Annotated in this window: 18 protein-coding genes; 4 read left to right on the top strand and 14 right to left on the bottom strand. The window is 69.5% G+C overall.

Features of this window, described 5'->3' with window-relative positions:
• Positions 1 to 63 precede the first annotated feature (63 nt).
• From ACWD0J_RS33455 to ACWD0J_RS33400, 12 genes are all read right to left on the bottom strand, one after another.
• Positions 64 to 1,371, bottom strand: a complete 1,308-nt coding sequence (locus ACWD0J_RS33455; RefSeq protein WP_451499610.1) for a hypothetical protein — start codon at positions 1,369 to 1,371, stop codon at positions 64 to 66.
• Complete coding sequence (locus ACWD0J_RS33450) at positions 1,371 to 1,556, bottom strand: hypothetical protein (protein WP_451499609.1); 186 nt, start codon at positions 1,554 to 1,556, stop codon at positions 1,371 to 1,373. Before ACWD0J_RS33450 ends, ACWD0J_RS33455 begins: the two co-directional genes overlap by 1 nt.
• Positions 1,557 to 1,670: 114 nt before the next feature.
• Positions 1,671 to 2,063 carry a hypothetical protein gene (locus ACWD0J_RS33445; RefSeq protein ID WP_451499608.1) on the bottom strand — a complete coding sequence of 131 codons (393 nt, stop codon included), beginning with the start codon at positions 2,061 to 2,063 and terminating at the stop codon, positions 1,671 to 1,673.
• Between the two features lie 83 nt (positions 2,064 to 2,146).
• Complete coding sequence (locus tag ACWD0J_RS33440; RefSeq protein WP_451499607.1) at positions 2,147 to 3,070, bottom strand: WhiB family transcriptional regulator; 924 nt, start codon at positions 3,068 to 3,070, stop codon at positions 2,147 to 2,149.
• Positions 3,067 to 3,681, bottom strand: a complete 615-nt coding sequence (locus tag ACWD0J_RS33435; RefSeq protein ID WP_451499606.1) for a WhiB family transcriptional regulator — start codon at positions 3,679 to 3,681, stop codon at positions 3,067 to 3,069. The genes ACWD0J_RS33440 and ACWD0J_RS33435 overlap by 4 nt, the downstream gene beginning before the upstream one ends.
• A gap of 55 nt (positions 3,682 to 3,736) precedes the next feature.
• Complete coding sequence (locus ACWD0J_RS33430) at positions 3,737 to 3,964, bottom strand: hypothetical protein (protein ID WP_451499605.1); 228 nt, start codon at positions 3,962 to 3,964, stop codon at positions 3,737 to 3,739.
• A complete protein-coding gene (locus ACWD0J_RS33425; protein ID WP_451499604.1) occupies positions 3,961 to 5,061 on the bottom strand; it encodes a DUF5131 family protein in 1,101 nt (366 codons plus the stop codon). The genes ACWD0J_RS33430 and ACWD0J_RS33425 overlap by 4 nt, the downstream gene beginning before the upstream one ends.
• Positions 5,061 to 5,996: a hypothetical protein gene (locus tag ACWD0J_RS33420; RefSeq protein ID WP_451499603.1), complete on the bottom strand. Its 936-nt coding sequence runs from the start codon at positions 5,994 to 5,996 to the stop codon at positions 5,061 to 5,063. Before ACWD0J_RS33420 ends, ACWD0J_RS33425 begins: the two co-directional genes overlap by 1 nt.
• Positions 5,993 to 6,271: a hypothetical protein gene (locus ACWD0J_RS33415; RefSeq protein ID WP_451499602.1), complete on the bottom strand. Its 279-nt coding sequence runs from the start codon at positions 6,269 to 6,271 to the stop codon at positions 5,993 to 5,995. The genes ACWD0J_RS33420 and ACWD0J_RS33415 overlap by 4 nt, the downstream gene beginning before the upstream one ends.
• 13 nt (positions 6,272 to 6,284) lie before the next feature.
• Positions 6,285 to 7,463: a phosphoadenosine phosphosulfate reductase domain-containing protein gene (locus tag ACWD0J_RS33410; protein ID WP_451499601.1), complete on the bottom strand. Its 1,179-nt coding sequence runs from the start codon at positions 7,461 to 7,463 to the stop codon at positions 6,285 to 6,287.
• Positions 7,460 to 7,924 carry a hypothetical protein gene (locus ACWD0J_RS33405; RefSeq protein WP_451499600.1) on the bottom strand — a complete coding sequence of 155 codons (465 nt, stop codon included), beginning with the start codon at positions 7,922 to 7,924 and terminating at the stop codon, positions 7,460 to 7,462. Before ACWD0J_RS33405 ends, ACWD0J_RS33410 begins: the two co-directional genes overlap by 4 nt.
• A gap of 73 nt (positions 7,925 to 7,997) precedes the next feature.
• The gene (locus tag ACWD0J_RS33400; RefSeq protein WP_451499599.1) at positions 7,998 to 8,336 is read right to left on the bottom strand and encodes a hypothetical protein; all 339 of its coding nucleotides are present in this window, start codon (positions 8,334 to 8,336) and stop codon (positions 7,998 to 8,000) included.
• Positions 8,337 to 8,630: 294 nt separating this feature from the next.
• Between ACWD0J_RS33400 and ACWD0J_RS33395 the strand changes: the two genes are divergently transcribed.
• The 4 genes from ACWD0J_RS33395 to ACWD0J_RS33380 all read left to right on the top strand — a co-directional run bounded on the left by ACWD0J_RS33395 (position 8,631) and on the right by ACWD0J_RS33380 (position 13,693).
• On the top strand, positions 8,631 to 9,140 hold the full coding sequence (locus ACWD0J_RS33395) for a hypothetical protein (protein ID WP_451499598.1): 510 nt from the start codon (positions 8,631 to 8,633) through the stop codon (positions 9,138 to 9,140).
• An 873-nt stretch (positions 9,141 to 10,013) separates the two neighbouring features.
• Positions 10,014 to 10,652, top strand: coding sequence for a hypothetical protein (locus tag ACWD0J_RS33390; RefSeq protein ID WP_451499597.1), 639 nt, complete (start codon positions 10,014 to 10,016; stop codon positions 10,650 to 10,652).
• Positions 10,653 to 11,278: 626 nt separating this feature from the next.
• Positions 11,279 to 12,742: a ParB/RepB/Spo0J family partition protein gene (locus tag ACWD0J_RS33385; protein WP_451499596.1), complete on the top strand. Its 1,464-nt coding sequence runs from the start codon at positions 11,279 to 11,281 to the stop codon at positions 12,740 to 12,742.
• A 57-nt stretch (positions 12,743 to 12,799) separates the two neighbouring features.
• Complete coding sequence (locus ACWD0J_RS33380; protein ID WP_451499595.1) at positions 12,800 to 13,693, top strand: ParA family protein; 894 nt, start codon at positions 12,800 to 12,802, stop codon at positions 13,691 to 13,693.
• A 139-nt stretch (positions 13,694 to 13,832) separates the two neighbouring features.
• Here ACWD0J_RS33380 and ACWD0J_RS33375 read toward each other — a convergent pair whose 3' ends face one another.
• Positions 13,833 to 16,196 (bottom strand): hypothetical protein, encoded by a 2,364-nt coding sequence (locus tag ACWD0J_RS33375; RefSeq protein ID WP_451499594.1) that lies wholly within the window; start codon positions 16,194 to 16,196, stop codon positions 13,833 to 13,835.
• A 1,363-nt stretch (positions 16,197 to 17,559) separates the two neighbouring features.
• Positions 17,560 to 18,012 carry a DUF6197 family protein gene (locus ACWD0J_RS33370; RefSeq protein ID WP_451499593.1) on the bottom strand — a complete coding sequence of 151 codons (453 nt, stop codon included), beginning with the start codon at positions 18,010 to 18,012 and terminating at the stop codon, positions 17,560 to 17,562.
• Between the last annotated feature and the right edge of the window lie 114 nt (positions 18,013 to 18,126).

Raw genomic sequence — 18,126 nt, 5'->3', positions numbered from 1 at the left:
TGCCCCCAGAAGGGGGCGTCAGGAACACCCTGACGCTCTCGGCCATCACCGTACGGGCCGGGGTCAGGCGATCAGCCCTTGCTCGGCGATCCGGTCCCAGGTACCGGGGAACCTCTCCTTCTCCTTGTCCTTGATCCCCGCGGGCGCCAGTACGTAGAACTCCTCGACCGTTCCGTACGCCTTCTCCGGCCGGTATCGCAGGGTGACGCGCTCCAGGCCGACCGGGTGCGCCGTGTCGTGCTGCAGCGGGCGGCCGCGTTCCGCAGCCAGAGCCTTCAACCGCTGCAGGGCGACCTCGCGGCTGCCCGTGGCGACGGTCTCAACCGACCGGTCCACTGCGCCCTTGGCCGACGCGTCGTGGCAGGCCGTGGCTTTGCAGTCCTTGGGATGGCCACCTCGCTGGCAACTCTCCCGGCGGGCCGCTCCGTAGGCCCGGCGGACGTGATAGACCGCCCAGTCCGACTGCTCGAGCAGCGCCTCGAACTCGCCGAGCGCCTGCGCCTGCTGGTCGTCGCTGACCCGCTTGTACAGGGTCTCGGTGACGTACAGCTTGCTGCGGGGGTTGAGTGCCATGGCCCGGTACTCCAGCAGCAGGTCCTGGGCTGCCACGTGGGGGTACTTCCGCAGCCGTGCGAGGTGGGCGGGCCGGGAGGCGCAGACGCCGCTGAACGGGCAGAAGCTGCAGTAACTCTTGCCCCAGGTGACACCGGTCCGTTCGGTCACGAAGCGGGCGATCCGGGGCCGGTCGAAATTCTCGCGGATGAGGGGGTAGTCCATCGCGAAGGCGTCCTTGTTGTTCTTCTCGGACTTCGTCGCGCGGCGGGCTTCGTCGGCGTTGTAGCCGATGAGCTTGCCGACGCGGGCGCCGGGGAAGGCCTGACGGGCAAAGGTGTCGAGCGTCCATGCCTTGTGGTTCATCGAGCACCGGTGACCGCCGGCGGCCGTGGGAATGGTGCCGTTGAGCAGCAGTTCGTCGCGGAGGGTGTACGGGCCTCGCCGCTCCACGCGGATGGGGCTGCGGGTGTCCGACAGGATCGCGATTCCGTCGCCTCGCTCGGGGCCGCGGCGGGAGACCTGAACGGTGCGCACCCCCAGGGAGCGCAGGCGGCCGTAGAGGTGCTTCTCGGTGTCCTGGTTGGTGTCCTCGAACTCGTCTCCCAGGATCGCGGTGACGACGACGAAGTCGGAGAAGTCCGGTGCGACACCGAACCGCTCCGGCTCGTCGAGGATCATGTGGGCGAGGCCGGTGGAGTCCACTCCGAGTCCGTGGTTGAGCGTCTTGATGTCCGCGTGCCGGAACGCGTCGAAGGTGTTGCGGAGCCAGGCGGGCGTGGGCGCGTTGAACAGCTGGAGGGTTTCGGCCTCTTCCATCACGCCTCCGGGCTCGGTCGGGTCGTGTCGGTGGCGCTCAGCGCGAGGTCGGCGCTCTCCTCGTGGGCGAGGCCGGGGTAGGCCTCGCGCAGCTTGCCGAAGAGGTCGAGGGTGGTGATGTCGGGCTGGCCGGCGACCAGGTCGGCGGCGTACTGGGCGGGGGTCTGCTGGGGAGCTGTGGTCATGGCGTCTCCTGCCGCACGGGCCGGCCTTGGTGGAGCCGGCCTCGCGGGTGTCCGGATACGGCGCTGCCCGCCGCGGTCATCGCGGCGGGCAGCGTGGGGGTTGGGAGGCGTGGGTCAGCGCAGGGGGAACGGCGCCCACAGGATCGGGGAACCCGCGATCGTGGTGTCGAGCAGCGGGAGCTGCGAGGCCCCCGCGGCCTGCATGGCGTACACCACGGCCTGCGGGTCGAGGCTGTCGGTCACGGGCTCGTCGAAGTTGGCGACGGCCCGGCGGACCGCGTCGTACGTGTCGGCCGAGCCGGGACGGTTGACGCCCGCGAGGTCAGCCAGGTGGTCGATCTGGGCGTCGGTCAGCATGTCGCCGCCGCCCTCCGGGTGGAGCTCTCCCTTCTGGTACAGGTGGTGGGCCACGACGGTCATCGCGGTCCGCTTGATCGTTCGGGCGAAGTCCTGGTAGGCGCCTCGGTCGAGTCCGGCCGGGAGCAGCTGCGCGCTGAGTGGTGACATGTGGTGTCCTCACGTCGCAGGAGCGGAGGCGGCATCCCTAATGGGTTGGTGCCGCCCTCCCATTGTAGCCGATAACGCGTTGTCTAGGCAACGCTGTTTTCTGGCACTCCCATCCTCATGGGGACGACTTCACCGGCATCACGGGCCTGCTCCTGGACGCGCGCCCACACCCGGATGACCGACGCGGGTTTCATTCCCAGGGACTCACCGATCGCATCGGGAGTCATCCGGGTGGTGCACATCCCGTCCCGGATGGCGGCGGCCTTCTCGGTCCCGGAGAGGCGGAGCTTCTCGCCCTCCAGGGCGCGCATCGTCTTGTTCTCGTCGACGAAGTCCTTGCCCGCAGGGGGCAGTTCCAGGTCGGCAGGTTGGTCGCTCGTGTCCCGTTCGGTCCAGGCCAGTGCCTCGGCCATGGGGCGGGTGGGGTCGGCCAGCGCAGCGAGCACAACCGCCACCGTCTTGAGGTCGGAAGGGGACAGCCTCTCGAGCCGCTCGGCGAGTTCGGCGGGTGACTCCTCCCGTACGGAGAAGAGGATGTCATCGGCGCGAGCCAGGCCTTCGTCCACGGTAGCGGAGCCGTGCTGGTCGTCGGTGACGAGCGGGGCGCGTCCCAGCATGCGGCGCGCGAGCCGGGCAGTGGTCTGCGTCGCACCGTCTCGGGCCGCGATCTCCCACACCTGACCCGGTTGTCCCAGTGCCTCGGCGGCGATGTCCTGGGCCATCTCGGCGTCGTAGCTCCCCAGGTCCTTCGCGTCGCGGACCAGAGCAGCTCGCTGAGGTCCAGTGAGCGCCGCCCGTACGCCTTCCCGGGCGCCGTGAGCTAGCGCCTCGCGGCGAAGCGCGTCTCGCAGGCAGGATCCCAGCACCGGGCAGCGCAGGCATGCTGCCCGTGCGGCGGCGATGTCGGCGTGACTGTCGCCCGCCCACACATCCCGGTCCGCGCCCACGCATTCGGCCTGGTCGCGCCAGGTGTTGAGTGCTGTCAGAGGCTGGGCCTGTGTCGTCATGCCGCGTCCTTGGTCTCCGTGGCGAGCGCGCGAGCGCGGCGGATGCTCAGGACGTGCACGCCGAGCAGGTCGGCAATCGTCGTGTCCGGGGCGTGGGCTGCGGTGAGCGCCGAGAGGAAGTTGTGGTGCTGCGTGGCCACCACGTGCGCCGGCCCGTGGGTTCCGTGCGCGACCATCGGCACGTCAATCCCGCTCCACCAGAGCGCCAGGCGGATGGTGCCGCGGCTGACAGGCCGGTTCTCGACCCGTCCGATGGTGGTGGTGACCTCGTCCAGGGTGGGGCAGGTCTTGGCGGCGTAGCGCAGCTTGCCGACCCACCAGGGCTCCAGCAGGGTGGCGGCCTGGGCGCGGTCGGCGCGGTCTCCGGCCTGCTCGGCGTAGAAGAGGGCGGCGCGTTCCGCGTCGGTCAGGCCGCCGAGGACGGACGTGTCGGGCGTGCTGCTGAGGTCGCGGTCGACGCAGGTGGTGAGCAGCGGGCAGGAGCGGCAGACGCCCCTGAAGACGCGCAGAGCCGTGGCTGAGGGCTGGTGGCCGAGGTCGGGATCGACGCGGCTGCACGTCGGCGACGGCGTCGACGTGGGGTGGGGGACGGACTGCAGAGGACGGGACATGGTTCACCTCCGAGCTGGTGATGCGGGTGCAGGGCCGGTACGGGCCGATCCGCGCTTACGTGGGGGTGGAGGAGTAGGTGCGGGCCGTGGTGTAGCGGCCGCGCCGCGCGGTCTGGAAGGTCACGAACGCGTCGCCGCTGCGCGCGCTGTGCCGCGCTATCCGGCGGGCCGTTCGAAGGTCGCTGGTCGAGAGGCGACGGGCGCGGTCCTGGCCCGGGAACGTGATGAGCAGCCGGAATCGGTTCCCGCGCGGAGGGTTCCGCCGAGGCATGGGCTTCTTCATGCCGTCACCCCCGCCGGGAACTCGTCGTGGATGACGCCGTCCAGCTCCCGGCCGGCCGTCTTCTTGCCCACCTTGCAGACGTGCACCAGGCGCGCGTCGTGGCCGGCCTGCGGGGAACCGGGTTCGTAGAGTGTGCCGTCGGCCGCCAGAGCGCGGGCGCCTGCACCGAGGCGTCCGTCGCCGTCCACGGCGGTGTGAAGGCCCCAGTCTCCCCACTGTTTGAACGAGAACGGCACGCCCGTCTTGGCGCACTCGTCCCGCAGGTCGCGGACCCAGTCCGGGTGCATCGGCCGGGCCTTGGGCCCGGTCTCACCGCCGACGACACACCAGTTGATTCCGTGGAGCTGGTTCGTGCAGCAGTCGCCGAGGTGGACGAAGGAGGCGGTCAGGCCGTGGCCCCGCTGGCTGCCCATCGGGATGACCGCCTGCTTCAGGTTTACGGGCCCCAGGAGCGGCTCGGCGCTGATCCAGCGGACGGCGGCGGGCGTCTCCAGTAGGACCGGGATCCGGAGGTTGGCCGTGCGCTGGTCCTCGACGGAGACTCCGAGCTGCACGTGCGGCAGAGGCTCGGCGAAGGTGCTCCGCGAGCGGCCGGGGTACTGCTCGCGCCGGGCGCGCGGCAGGCCCGGCGTCGTCTCGTCGGCCACGAGCCTGGCTTCGGCTTCCTCGCAGGCCACGCGGAACGCGTGGCTGGCCAGCAGGGACCGGGCCCGACCGGGGCGCTTGGTGAGGATCTGGTAGGTGTGCTGCCGGGCCAACGACATCACGGCCCAGACCTGGGCGATGAAGGCGTCCGGCACGTTCTTGTGGAACAGGTCGCTCTGCGAGTTGACGAAGATCTTGCGCGGCTTGCGTCCGCGCAACGGCTGGACGAGGCGCCGGTGGAGGAGGTTGACCTGACCGGTCCAGTCGAGGCGGTCCTCGGTCTTCTGCACCGTACCGGCGAACGCCGCCGCGACCTCGGGGTGCGGGTTGTGCGAGTGCCGCCACGCCTCTCGGATCGCGTAGCACCCGTCGCAGCCGCTGCTCACGCGGTCGCAGCCGATGATCGGGGACCAGGTGTCGTCCGTCCATTCGATCGAAGAATTCGTGGCCATCAGGAGAACTCCAGCGTGTGGATCGTGGCGAGCGTGACGGGGACGGCTCCGGGGGCGGTACGGGCGCACAGCCTCCAACGGTCGGACGGCGCACTGGTGTCGTCGGTCGGGGGCTCGGGGCGCAGGTGGACGTGGACGTGATGCATCTCGTGCACGTCCTGGCCAGACGGGAGCTGCTTGGCGGCATCGCGGGCGTGCGTCCAGAGGTCGTGGTGGCCCAGGCGCAGGAGGGCGCCCCGCCAGGTACGCAGGCCCCCGGGCCCAGCGGGGTCACCCAGCGGGTGAGGACCGTGCTCGGCGGCGTGCCAGGCCTGGTGTGCGGCGTGGAGCTCGGCAGCGCCGAGCATCGCCGCATACACGCCTCCGCTCCCGGTGCCCGGTTCTGACAGAACCGGGCACCCCGACTGAGCGGATGGCCGACGAACCGGTTCTGACAGAACCGACGCGGGCGGGGCCGACGGCCGGTGTACCGGTTCTGTCGGAACCGATACAGGCGGGGCCGACAGCGGACGAACCGGTTCTGACAGAACCGCCGTCTCCTCGTCGGCACGGTTCGCGGCCCCGGCCAGCCGGCCCAGCAACGCGTCACGCTCGGCAGTCAGCCGGTCGACGAGGTCCAGGAGTTCGGCGACAGCCTCACGACCGGCCGCGAGGTCCGCGATGTTCTGCCGTATCTGATCCTCGGTCGCGTCCTCGCCCGGGTCCCAGGTCTCCAGGCCGATCTCAATGACCTGATCCGTGACCTTGTACGAGGAGGGGGTGGAGCACATCGTGATGGCGCCGGTGTCGTCCCTCCGCACATGCTCAAGGGCGGCCTCCCGCCAGAGTTCCAGGGAGCCCTCGCAGTCGGACAGGAAGAACGGGTCCTGTGCGGCTCGGTCGGCCAGGGCTCGCAGGCGCACCTCGCGCGTGAACGGGAGTCCCGGCGTGGTCACCGCCGCACCGTCCCCTCGAGCTCGGCGGCGCAGTCGTCGTACTGCGCGTTCCGCTCGCTGCGGATGTAGTCGCGGTAGCCGTCCAGCTCCGCCCGGCTCACCAGCTGCCGGGTGGACTGGGCGAGCGTGGGGTCGTTCATCCACTCAAGGCGTGTCTCCAGGACGCTGAGCGAGGCTCCGCCGGCGTGCTCCTCGGCGGCCTCGTGCCATGCGAGCTGGTAGTCGGTGTTGCGGTCCGATAAGACGCGGGCAAGGACCAGGTCGCGGGTCGTCATGGTGTCCTCCGGGTCAGGCGCTGCACAGCTGAAGCTGCATCGGCGCGGGCGGCATGGCGGAGAGGTGGCGCTCGATGGCGGCGCCGGGAGTGATGCGGGTGATGGGGCCGAGTTCCTGCGCTTCGCGCTGGATCTCGGCGATGGACAGGCCGTTTTTGAAGGTGTGGCCGATCTGCTGCTCGGCGGCCACGTAGTCGGCGGTGAGCCGGGGGCTCATGCGGGCGGCACAGACGAGGTCGGCCCGGGTGGCCAGGACGCACAGGCGGCAGGACAGTCGCTCCATCCCCGCGTCGTAGGCGGGGTGGTACTCCAGGCCGCGGTCCTTGATGTGCTGCCAGACCTGCCGGGTGGACCAGTGGATGATGGGGTGCCAGCGGATCACGGTGCGGCGGCTGTTGGACCGGGAGCGGTCGATGACGAACTCGGGCTTGCGGGCGCGGCCCGCGGACTCCTCGGCGCGAAGGCCCACGCAGTAGTAGAGGACGACGTGGTCGATGCCTTCCGTTTCGCGGACGTCGTCGGCGTGGTGGGTGACCCGCTTCATGCCCTCGCCCTCCTTCTGGTCCGAGGTGCACCAGCGGGCGTCTGCGGAAGGCCACAGCCTGCGCTGCTCCAGGAGCTGGTCGAAGAGGCCGCCTCCGGGTCGGTTGGTGATTTCCAGGGGGATGCCGTAGCGGGCGGTCTGACGTCGGACGAGGTCCTGCGTGCCGGGCCACTCGACGGGCTCGTCGCTGAAGCGCTCGCCGGTCCGGCCGAGGTCGTTGTGGACGGCTATGACCTTGTGCAGGGCCCCGCGGTCGACGGCCTGGGTGCAGACGGCGTCCTCCATGACGGCGCTGTCCTTGCCGCCGCTGGTCAGGATGAGGATGCGGTGCCCGAGCGCGAATGGGTCGTGCCGTCGGGGGTGGATGAGCAGATGGCCGATCGGCATGCGGACCGGGGCCAGTCGGTGGGCCAGCCCCTGAAGGGCGATCAGGACCGCGCGCCGTTCGGTGAAGGCCACCCACGCGTTGAGGCGTCGCCAGGGGGCGGGAGCGGCGAGGTCCAGTTCCTGCGCGAGGCGGTCGAGGGCGTCGGTCAGGGTTGTGGCCTTCTTGGCGGCGATGGCCAGGGCCTCCATCAGGTCGCCGCCTTCGGCGACGTGCCGGGAGGTCGCACGGTAGATCTTCGCCAGCCGGGCGCGGGTGGTCATCGTGCGCTCCTCACTGCCATCGGACTGTCCTGCCGCCCGGGGAGCCCGAGGTCGTCGTCCTTGGCCAGCCGCTCCAGCAGCCCGATGACTTCGCTCTCGCTGGGGGCTCCGCTGTGGGTGAGGGTGTCGCCCTCGATAACCCAGGAGGCGATGTGCTCGACGAGATTCGGTTCCGCGTCGGGACGGTCGGCCGGAGGCTCACCGGGGATGGCGGCGGACAGCCGCGCCAGGATCTGCATGACGTTCGGCTGTTCGTGGATCAGCCGCAGGGACTCGGCGGGATCGCTGAGGAAGGCGTCGGGGACCTCGCCAGTGACCGCGAGGTAGACCGACGCTGCCAGGTCGAGCCGGGGAGGCCAGCCCTCGTCGCGGAGCTCGGCGAAGTAGTCGCTCTTCCGCAGCAGTCCGTGCAGGTTCACGATGTGCTGGGTTTTGCGCAGGAAGACACTGAGAGAGGGCATGGGGGCGCTCCGCAGGTGGCGTACGGCGGTGGAGGTCCTGCACGGTGAGGCCCGGGCGCGTTGCGGAGCCCGGTCAGTAGGCCTCGTTCTCGATGACGTAGCGGACGTGGCAGCCCGAGTCCGGGTCGTCGGTGCAGCGCATCCCGCCGTCGAAGCCTTCGCGCATGTCCGCGGCAGATCCGATGGCGTCGCACTCGCAGCACATGGCGATCTCGTCTCCGGGTGGGAGGCGGATTTCCAGATGCCGTGCGAGGAACGCGGACAGGGCCATGCGAAGGCGGGCGGGAAACGGTTCAGCACTTCCGGGATCGACGTAGCCGGCGTCGTCGTACCCGAGCGCCAGCAACGTGCAGTCGACGAGCATGCGCTGGCTCTCGGATAGTGCGTAGTAGTCGACGACGGTGCGGCGCACCGGCGAGCACCACCTCCCAAAGAACGGGTGCCATGTGGTTCAACGGACACCACAATAACGCATACGGGGTTGTAGAGACAACCCGTTTTCTTGAAGGAGGGCCGCAGAAGGGCACCCCACGCGGTTCTGTCAGAACCATCCTCCGGACTCTCGGACCCGGCCAGCGTCTCCCGTGCCGACTGCAGGGGGCCGTGTGAAGCAGGCCAACCCGGGCGTTCTAGAGTTACGTCCGTGACGAAAAGCCCCGCCCCCCAGCTGGATGAACCGCGACAGGATGAGGGACAGACCGCCGGTGTGATCTCAGTTCGCGAATCCGGCGTGGTGCGCGAGCAACTGGTGCAGCGCACCTGTGCGTGGTGCGGCATCCCGGTCCACTACAAGGGCAAGGGCCGGCCACCGCAGTACTGCAGCGCCGCGCACCGGACCCGCGCCTGGGAACTGCGTACGGCCGAGGCCCGCGCCGCCCGTCCCGTAAGCGATGGCGGCCGGACCCGAGAGCCCGTTCGCGAACTGGTCGAACGCACCGAGACGGTCGTGCGCACCGTCGTGCGCGAGGGCCCGACGAAGGTCAAAATTGTTCCCGGCGTGCGGCTCAGCGGTGAGGCCTACACCCTCCCCGAGGACGCAGTCGAGTGGGCGCAGGCCCTGATGTATCTACGCCGGCACGCGAGTTCCCCGGGGATCTATCCGTTCCGGGAGCAAGTCGCCCACGTCTGCGAGACAACCGCCAGGGTGCTCCGCGATGCCAGCCCTGCTTTTACTCCGGGCCGACCGACTGCGTCGGCGCCCTCCAGGACTCCCTGACACCGCACAAGAGCGACTCCTGTCCGTATCGGCTTGACGGACAGCTATCCAGCCGAGCGACGAGTGCCGCTCCGCGGCGGCCCCGGGCCAGCCCTGCGATCCGATGCGAGGCGAGGAGACCAGGTACTCCGCACAGCAGCACTGTGGGCACCCCCTAACGAGAGTGCCCACAGTTGTCCGCGGCTCCACTGGCCCACACGACCTCGAAGCCTGCGCTTCACGCGCTCCCCACACTCTACGTGGGCGGGCCCTGGCGTGCGGTCGATTCCTGAATCAAGATCGTCGGCCGAGGCGGCTCCCTCCGTCCCGCCCTCAGATCCGGGGGACGTGTTCCGGGACCCTGCACCACCGCCTCCTCTACGTGTCGGAATCCGTGCCCGGTTCTGCCAGAACCAAGCGGCCGCCTGAACACAAGAAGGAGTGCGACACCCCGACAGTCCCTGCCACCGGTTCTGGCAGAACCAGCCGGACGGCTCGCAGTCCAGGCGCGCAGCACATCAAAGCAGCAGACCGGTGGACGACCTGGTCGGCAACTGCACGGTCCCCGCGGGCAGCAGCGGATACCCGGACGGCACAGCTTCCGCCTCGTACGGCTGACCGGTCCCTGTCGCCAGCGCCCAGGGGTCTGCCACGGCGCCCGGGGGGCGAAGGAGCTCACCATTCCCGATCACACCTGCGAGCACGCGGAGAACACGGGGCGGCACACCTGCTTGAGGCCAGCACTTGGGGTCCGTGTGAGAGCGGCCGGCCCCGACCACCTCGCGGGTGGCGACTGGCTACGGTCTACGTCCCGCACCTCACCGGTTAGGCCTTTCGTTGTACCGGCGAAGGCCCGGCAGCAGTCACCCGGGCCCGGCACGAGAGGAACACTGCATGAGCACCACCGACCCGTACGCCGAACTGCAGAAGCAACTGACCGACGCCAAGGAGCGGTTCGCCACCGACGCCGAGGGCGCGACGATGACCGTGCTCAAGGACGACGAGGCCTACCGACACCTGCGCTTCGACTTCCCCAGGGCATCCTGGCGCTGGTGCGAGGTCGTCACCTGGCCCGACGTGCTTGTCCTACGGGGCGGACTCGGCTGCTGGACGTTCACCGGCGGCGACCTGGTCGAGCTGTTCCGGCCGGAGCCGAACTCGGAACGAGTCAACCCGCAGTATTGGGAGCAGCGCCTCGCCCCGGGCAACAAGGCACGCGAGTACTCACGAGACCGGGCAGTCGCCTACATCAGCGAGACCGTCGACGACCTGGCGGACGACTTCCCCGGTCTGGCCGATGACGTCCACACCGACCTCCTCGACGACATCCCCGTAAACGACCTGAGCACGAAGGCGAGCCTGCGCGCCGCACTCGCCCGCTTCGAGGAACTGCACGGACACACCTACGAAGGCCTGGAGTTCCCCGTGGAGCAATGGGACCTCGAGCGGTACAACCCCTGGTTCCTGCTGTCCTGCGTGACCATTCCCTGGACCGTCGAGCAGTACGACAGCGCGCTCACCCCAGCAACGTGAGACAACCTGGCAGACGCCGTCCAGGACTGGCCCTTGGCCGAACCGACTGTCCCTGATCCTCACGAGCCGAGCCCTGGATACGCGCCTCCTTTGGTGACGCGCTCCGCCTGACGACTCCGGGGCATGAGGTGGGGCGGATCGGCGGTTGCCGACCACGGCCGGACGGCTTGGGCTGCCGCGTCGCAGCCGCGCCGGCCGTGGCGCCCTAAAACCCGCGAACGGCGCACCTCTACCAGGTATGAGCAGTGCGGTGCCCGTGCAGCGATTCCCCCAGGTCCCCGCCGACTCCGCAAGCCGGTGTGCTCGGCTGTGGCGACCACGGCGACACGCCGCCCCCGCTCGGAAGGCACCGGAGCCACCCACAGCCGAGGCCCCTCGATCACGCCGAGGGCTGGCGACGCCACGGCGGTGGGGGACGACAACGGCCCGCCACACAGCCGATCCATGGCCCCACCCCGAGTGAAGTAGCTGACGTGGGTGACGAATACGAACCGTTTGACCCTGTCCGCTCCGTTTTACCCATGCATAAACCAGGGGTTTCTCCAAGGGGTTCCGGAGAGAACCACTACGCTTCGGTCCCGTAAGTCCCACACGACTTGTCGAAGCACAAACATCGGAGGGTGCGTATGCCGCGCAATGGAGCAGGCGGCTCAACGCTCACGCCAGCAGACACCATCAAGCTCGAGGAAAAGCCCTTCATCCAGGCCCCCAAGCCCAGGGGGTCCGGCATCACGGTGCCGATCGAGCAGATCGCACCGTGCCCGCGGAACCTCCGCGGCGACGACCTGTGGCCAGACCCGGAAGAACGCGACCGCATGGTCGCATCCCTCAAGCGCAAGGGCCTGATCCAAGCCCTGGTCGTCGTCGACGTCGCAGAGTACGTCGCGCACTACCCCGAGGACGAGGAGGCGTTCTCTCCAGACCACCGCTATGTAGTGGTCGCCGGTCACTGCCGGCTGGATGCCGCTCCGGATGCTGGTCTCACCGAACTCCGGGTCGACGTCCAGAATGAACACGCCAGCGATGTCGACTCCATCTTCCTCGATGAGAACCTCAACCGTCAGGCCCTCACCTGCTTTCAGGAAGGCGAGGGATACCGGCGGCTCCGGGTCAACAAGGGGTGGAGCGACAAGGAGATCGCGGAGCACTACGGCTTCAGCAAGTCGAAGAGTCGCGTCACCAAGCGCATCGCGATCCTGCCCCTGGTGGAGGTCACCGAGGCGCGCGAGTCGATCCTGTCGTCGGAGCGGGGTTCCCTGACCCCGGACAAGGCGTACACGATCATCTCCGTCGTCAAGGACCCGCAGCTGGTGATGCCGACCTACGAGTTGATGACGGCTCGCAACCTTGACGCGCGCGAAGCCGGCCGGCTCCTTCACCTGTCGACGATCGAAGCGGAGAAGACCGCCACCCCGATTCCCCACCCCGCCACAAGCGCGGAGTCTGCGCCGCCCGCTTCCGAGAACAAGGACGAGCAGACGCTCACACCCGACGGGGAGCAGCAGCCCGGACAAGGAGATGGCACCGACGGCGGCGAGACAACTGGTTCTGACAGAACCCACAGCGCCGACGGCGGCACCGACGACGAGACGGGCGCGAACAACGAGACCGGCGGGCACGACGAGACCAGCAGCGAGACGGGCAATCCGCCGAAGCAACAGGAGTCCCGTCTCACCGACACGGAGAAGCAGCAGATCGCGGCGGATGCGCGGCGCGAGGAGGCCTGCAAGCTCCTGGTCCAGGAGTACCGGGAACCGCTGGTCGACGGGCATGTGGTGCGTACCGCAGCAACGACGCTGGCCATGGTCGGTTCCCAGACCGTACGGTTGGCCCACAAGTGGCTGAGCGAGATCGAATCGTCGTCGGCACAGGGATACAGCAGCCCCACCTCGTACCGGGACCACGTCCTGGCCGGGCAGGACGGCGCGCTGATGCTGCAGTTCGCTTACGCGGTCGCCCTCGCTGACGACGAGCTTCGCGCCCAGGATCGCCGACGCAAGCCTGACTTCCGCGTGATCAGGCACTGGCGATACCTGATTGAAGCCGCCAAGTACGAGCCCAGCTCATGGGAGCAGCAGTACCTGCGTTAACCCCGCGCTCATGTCCGCGAGCGCTCCACACACCCACACACTGCCCGGAGTCACTCCATGCTCGACACCGAGTTCATTCCGCGTCTGTACGCGCCGCACGTCCCACCGGTCTACATCCCCATCAACCGCGCCGGCTCCGTCGGGAAGACGACGTACGGCTGGAACGCCTGCGTCCAGGCCGCGTTGAAGGGCAAGCGGGTCCTTTACATCGACACCGACCTGCAGTCGGACGCCTCGTTCTACTCCGGCTACGACGGTGACCAGCTCCCGCCGAACGTCGTCACGGTCCACGACGTGATGCTCGGCAAGCACACGCTCAAGGAAGCGATGGTCCCCGGTCGCACCCGCATTGCGCCAGGCGACAAGGACGAGTCCTTCCAGATCATCCCCAACCTGTACCTGGTCCGGGGCGACGAGAAAATGAGCGCCGCCGACAAGGAACTCGCACAGGACGACAAGGGCGTCTTCTGGCTCCAGGTCGCCCTGGCGAAGCAGATCGAGGAAGGCGAATTCGACTTCATCTGGATCGACCCGCCTGCCTCGCTCGGCACCCTGACCATCTCGCTGCTCCTGGCCGCCACCGAAGTCATCTGCTGCATCAAGCCGGGCCGCAAGGAGCTGCGCGGCGCCACGGCCCTGATCCGCCGCGTTGAGGAGATCAGGAACGAGTACGAGTACTTCAACGCCAACCCTCACGTGCGCTGGGTCTTCATCAACGAAGGCAAGCGGGCCGAGAGCCAGGGCAAGTTCTACCTCAAGCGTCAGAACGAGGCGCGGGAGGTCTACGGCGACAGGGTGCTGCCGATGCTCACGTCGAGCACCGCGGTCGCCGAGTCCTTGGACGCTCAGGAGCCACTGGCATTCTGGGTTCCCGACTCACAGCACAGGCTCGCGATCGACGCCTCCCTGGTCCAGATGGGACTCGTGGAGAACGAAGAGAACGCCGCCTGAGCCCGGTTCTCACAGAACCACCCCTGGGCAGGCCCCCGTCTGACGGCGGGGGCCTGCCCCGTTACCGCCGGGCCCGCCGAGATCCCAGCGGCACACAGCTCCGCATGCTCCCGCGGGGCCAGGCCGGTCGCTGGACACCTCACGCACTGCAGGCACCTCGCAGCGCCGTACGCGCCCGAGCCGCACCCACGGCATAGGGGGTGGCGCCGCCACCGGCCCGCAGTACCTCAGCTGGCAACGTCCCCTGGAGGACACCGGTCCGCAGCGCCAACAGGTGCCGCACCGCACGTTCACGTGCCTGCTCACCCGCCTCGCGGGCCGCCTGCCGAGCGCAGGCGCGTGTCCCGTACCGCCGCCACGACCGCATCGTCGCCGAGTACGCGGCCTGCGCCTCCAACTCGGCGGCCGCGGTCGAGGCCAGGCTCTCCAGCGCGGAAGTCCGCAACTTCGCCGCCGTAGTCTCGGCGGCCAGCCGCCCGGCCAGGGCGAGCGCATGCTCGGAGACTTCGATCGTGCCGGCCCGCTGACGCAGCTGCTCTTGCGCCGCCTGGATGCTCTGCCGCAGAGCGTCTTCCGCTGCGGCCACAGCCGTGCGGACCTCGTCGGCATCCGTAGGATCCGCGCAGGCCGCGGACACGACGGTGACCGCCTGGCGACTCACCTGCTCAATGGCGCGCTTCTCACCACACGCCCCGCACAGCCCGCCAACGTCCGCGGCCCCGCAGCCCTCGCAGGGGGCCGACTCCCGGGCCTCCGCCGCGGCCTGAGCGGCGAGGCGATCCTGCTCGGCCCGGGCGCGCCGTTCCTCGAAGAGCTGCTGTCGCTCAGCGCGCTCCTTCTCCAGGCGTTCGCGCCGGAGGGCAGCACGGCCAGCCGCGCGGTCCGTCTCCTCGCGCATCCGCTCCTCGATCGCACGCTGCCGCTCGGTGCCCCCGATGCCGGGCAGCTGCGCTTCTACGTCCGCAACAACCCGACGGCGAAGGGCACGGCGGTCAGCGACGAGGTAGTCGCATGTCCCGCACGACTCGCGGGTGTCGAGCCGTACGCCGTCGTCGCATCGCACGTCGCCGCACGTCGGGCGGCGGGGCAGCCCCCGGCTGATGAGCCAGCCGACCGGATCGTTGACGTGTGCCGGGCCCTCCTGCTCATCGAGGCGCCAGTGAAGCCGCTCGGCCAGGGCTCGGGGCGCCCGCAGCGGACCGGTGATCTGGGACAGGCGCTCGAGCTCGCTGCGCGCGGCAGCGACAACGCGGGCACGCGCACCCTGACGATCAAGCCGAGCCCAGAGCCCGGAAACGGGTCCCAGAACAAGCTCAAGATCTTTTGGCGGGCGCGGCACCCTCCCTCGTTGCTGCTGCCTTTCGCCCTGGACGAGCTGCAGACGACGGGCGGCAGGAGTCGGCTTCCCCAGGTCTGTACGGCTGTTGGAGGGGGCGGATTCTGAGGGCTGTTCCCCGCGCAGCGGGCCGCCGGATGCACCGTCAAGTGACGGCCGAGGGCTTTCGAGGGGGTCGATCGGGTCGTCTTCGCGCGCGCACGCGCGCTCCGGCAACGCACCGGTGTCAAACGCGGCTTCGCCGGAAAAACCACAGTCAACAGTGGGGGGAAAGACGACCTGAACCACTGAAGGGTGATCAGTGTGAAGGCCCGCCGTAACGTCGGGGTCTGAATTCTTGCCGTCCTGCTCCTCCGGAACGGCGCTGAGCTGGGGTTCCTCGCAAGGCCGTGCAACACCACTTGCCCCCGCCGTAGCGTCAGGGTCTGAAAAATCAGCGGAGTGAGCAGAACGGTGGGCCTTCCCCGGGACCCCGGCGCGGGCCTGATGGGCGGCAGCCACCGCCGGAACGACCAGACGACTGCGGTGAGGAAGACCCGACTTCGTCGCGAGCCGGACCCGCTCGACGACCCCAGCTGTCTCCAGGCGATACAGCACCCGCTCACCACCGGACGCCGAACACCCCAGCAGACGCGCCACCGTCGCCGCCAGCCGGCCGCGGCGTGACGGCACCGAACCGCCACAAAGGCGCACCCGCCCGGTCTCGGTCGCCTCCAGAGTCAGCCGCAGCAGGGCCAGGCGATCGGTGGCCGCGCCCCGCCCCGTCCTGCTGCCGAGGAGACCAGGCGGAGTGACCGTCCCATCCCGGTGCTGCCATCCAGGCGCGAACAGAGCCTCGCAGAGCCGCTGAAGCGTCGCGAACTCCTTGCGCTGCAGAGCGAGGGGGTGGCCGACGACGCCGCGCGCGTTCCACAACGCCACGACCTCGCAGCGCAGAGCCCGGTCCTCGCCGAACTCGCCCGGGATCGTGCCCGTGCGCACGGCGCCGGCCTGACGCAGCCCCGGCAACACCACGGAAGAGACGTACGACTCCGACAGCCCCAGCCAGCGGCCGAGTTCACGGACCCGAATCTCTACCACGCCGGTCGCCTCTGGCGTACGGGAGGCAAGCACCACAAGCGCCAGACGCATCGCATCGCTCAGGAACGTCGGCGTCAGGATCTCCACGGCGCGCGAGAGCCGAGCCCGGGTATCCCGCCCGAGGGCGAGCGGATGCTCTGCATTCCGCGTCGGCGCCGGGCCTGCCTGCTCGGGTATGGCCTTCAGCCGGCGCGAGCCGCGGGGAGCGGGAACACGAGCCGGAGCCGCGAGAGCGCTCACCGGACGGTCCACGATGCAGTGCTCTCGCACGTCTTGGGACGGCGCGGTCCTCGAGCGCCCGAAGGCATCGGAAGGACGTTGGCCACGGCCGGACGTGAACGCGAGCCCACGGCTCGGCGACCAGCGGCCGTCAGACCGCAGACCTGGCCAGAACCAGGCGGTCGAGCGCCGACATGAGCCGCCGAGCGGTGGCCGCGCGCGTGCGACTGGTCACCCGATTCGGGGATCGTGGCCTGGCACGCCCTGTTTTCGGCATGCCGAGGGTGACAAAGGGCAGGACTGTCCTGCATCATGATTTCGGTCTCCATTGCTGCGGTGTGGAGGCACGACAAAGCCCCGGCTCGGGGCTTGGTTCCGGGAAGAACCGATTTCGCCTGATCACAGGGCGTTTACGCCGGTGATCCAGGCACGCTGCGGCAGAGGGAGCCGGAGCGCTGGCAGGTGGGCCGACAGGGCCGGAGGGTGCGGGAACACCCGAAGGCCGGAGGATGGCCCGGGCGGTTGCGTCGGGAAACGCGCCGCCCTTCGAAGGACTACGTCATGGAGCCCCCTCGGTTGAGGGGCTGGACGTTCTCAACCACCGGCAGGGAAGCGCCGACGGGAGTCAGTGGCCGCGACACGCGGTCGCGGAGATCACAATTTGGCTCGATGGCGATGTGATTCTCGCCAGAGCTGCAGATGTGACGTCTTGAGTTTTGGATGCACGGGTATCCTTGACCCATGTCGGCCACCGTCCTAACTACGGTTGGTCCGACTCCGGCCCCGCGGGGAGCTTGCTCCCAACCAGGTGTTGTCCGCACCTGGATGCGGGGCCGGCGCCATTTTCGCTTGTGGTGACTGGAGGCCCGTGCCACGGGGCCGTCCGGCCAGGCGGTCAGCCTACCTTCTGTCCACATGCTGTGCACGGCCCCTTCCTGATCGTGTCGAACGCGGCTTTCTGCGGCTCCGCCCCTGCTGACCACCACTTCTGACGCACCCTCAGTGTCGACAAACCGATGTTGTCGCCTGCCCGGCCGACGGTCCGTGTTCGTCAACTCCTGTGGCACATGTGTCAGCTGGCAGATCGGGGCGCGCTCAGGGCGCGTTGGACGCCAACGTGTCAACGTCACTGCGGGGTGCGCCGACACGGGAGTGCCGCCGTATGCCGGCGTGCTTTGCCGGGACGTCCGGGCGGCGTGTCGAGGGCCGGCCGTGAGCCGCGTGCACTGCCTCATAGCCGGGGCTCGCCACCGACGCCAACCGCAGCACGAGCGTGCAGCAGGGCGTAGAGGACAGGGAAGGACTGCGGACTCTGCCGCAGGCGTTCGGCGGTGAGGGCGAGCAGGGCGAGGACCTCGTCGAGGGTGCGGCCGGGCTCGTCGTTCCACTCGGCCAGGGCCCGTTGGGTGGGCGGGAGTTCCAGTTGCTCGGTGAGCGCGAGCAGGGCGTTGTACGCGCGGCCCGCCTCGTGCAGCTTCGGCGCGTCGGGGTCGGCGTCGCCGGTGCAGGCTGCCCACACAGCGTGGTCGAGCGGCTTGGGGCGGCGCAGGGAGCGCGGTCCACGGGTGTCGCACGGGCCCGGCCGCCAGCCCCAGTTGGCGAGGATGCGGTGTGCCTCGTCCAGGCCCTGCGCGAGGTCGTCGGCGGGTATGTGCGGCGGTGGCGGGGCGGCAGTGGCGGGCATGCGGTTCTCCGGGTGGTGGGTGGCGGGGCCGCCCGGCGACTAGCTCGCCGACTACCGGGTGCTGGGAGCGGGCCTGGCCGCCTCGCCGCAGACCGAGGCCCTGGACGACTACCA

It is taken from the genome of Streptomyces sp. NPDC003011, assembly GCF_053591515.1.
This window is presented reverse-complemented; position numbering and strand designations above follow the sequence as displayed.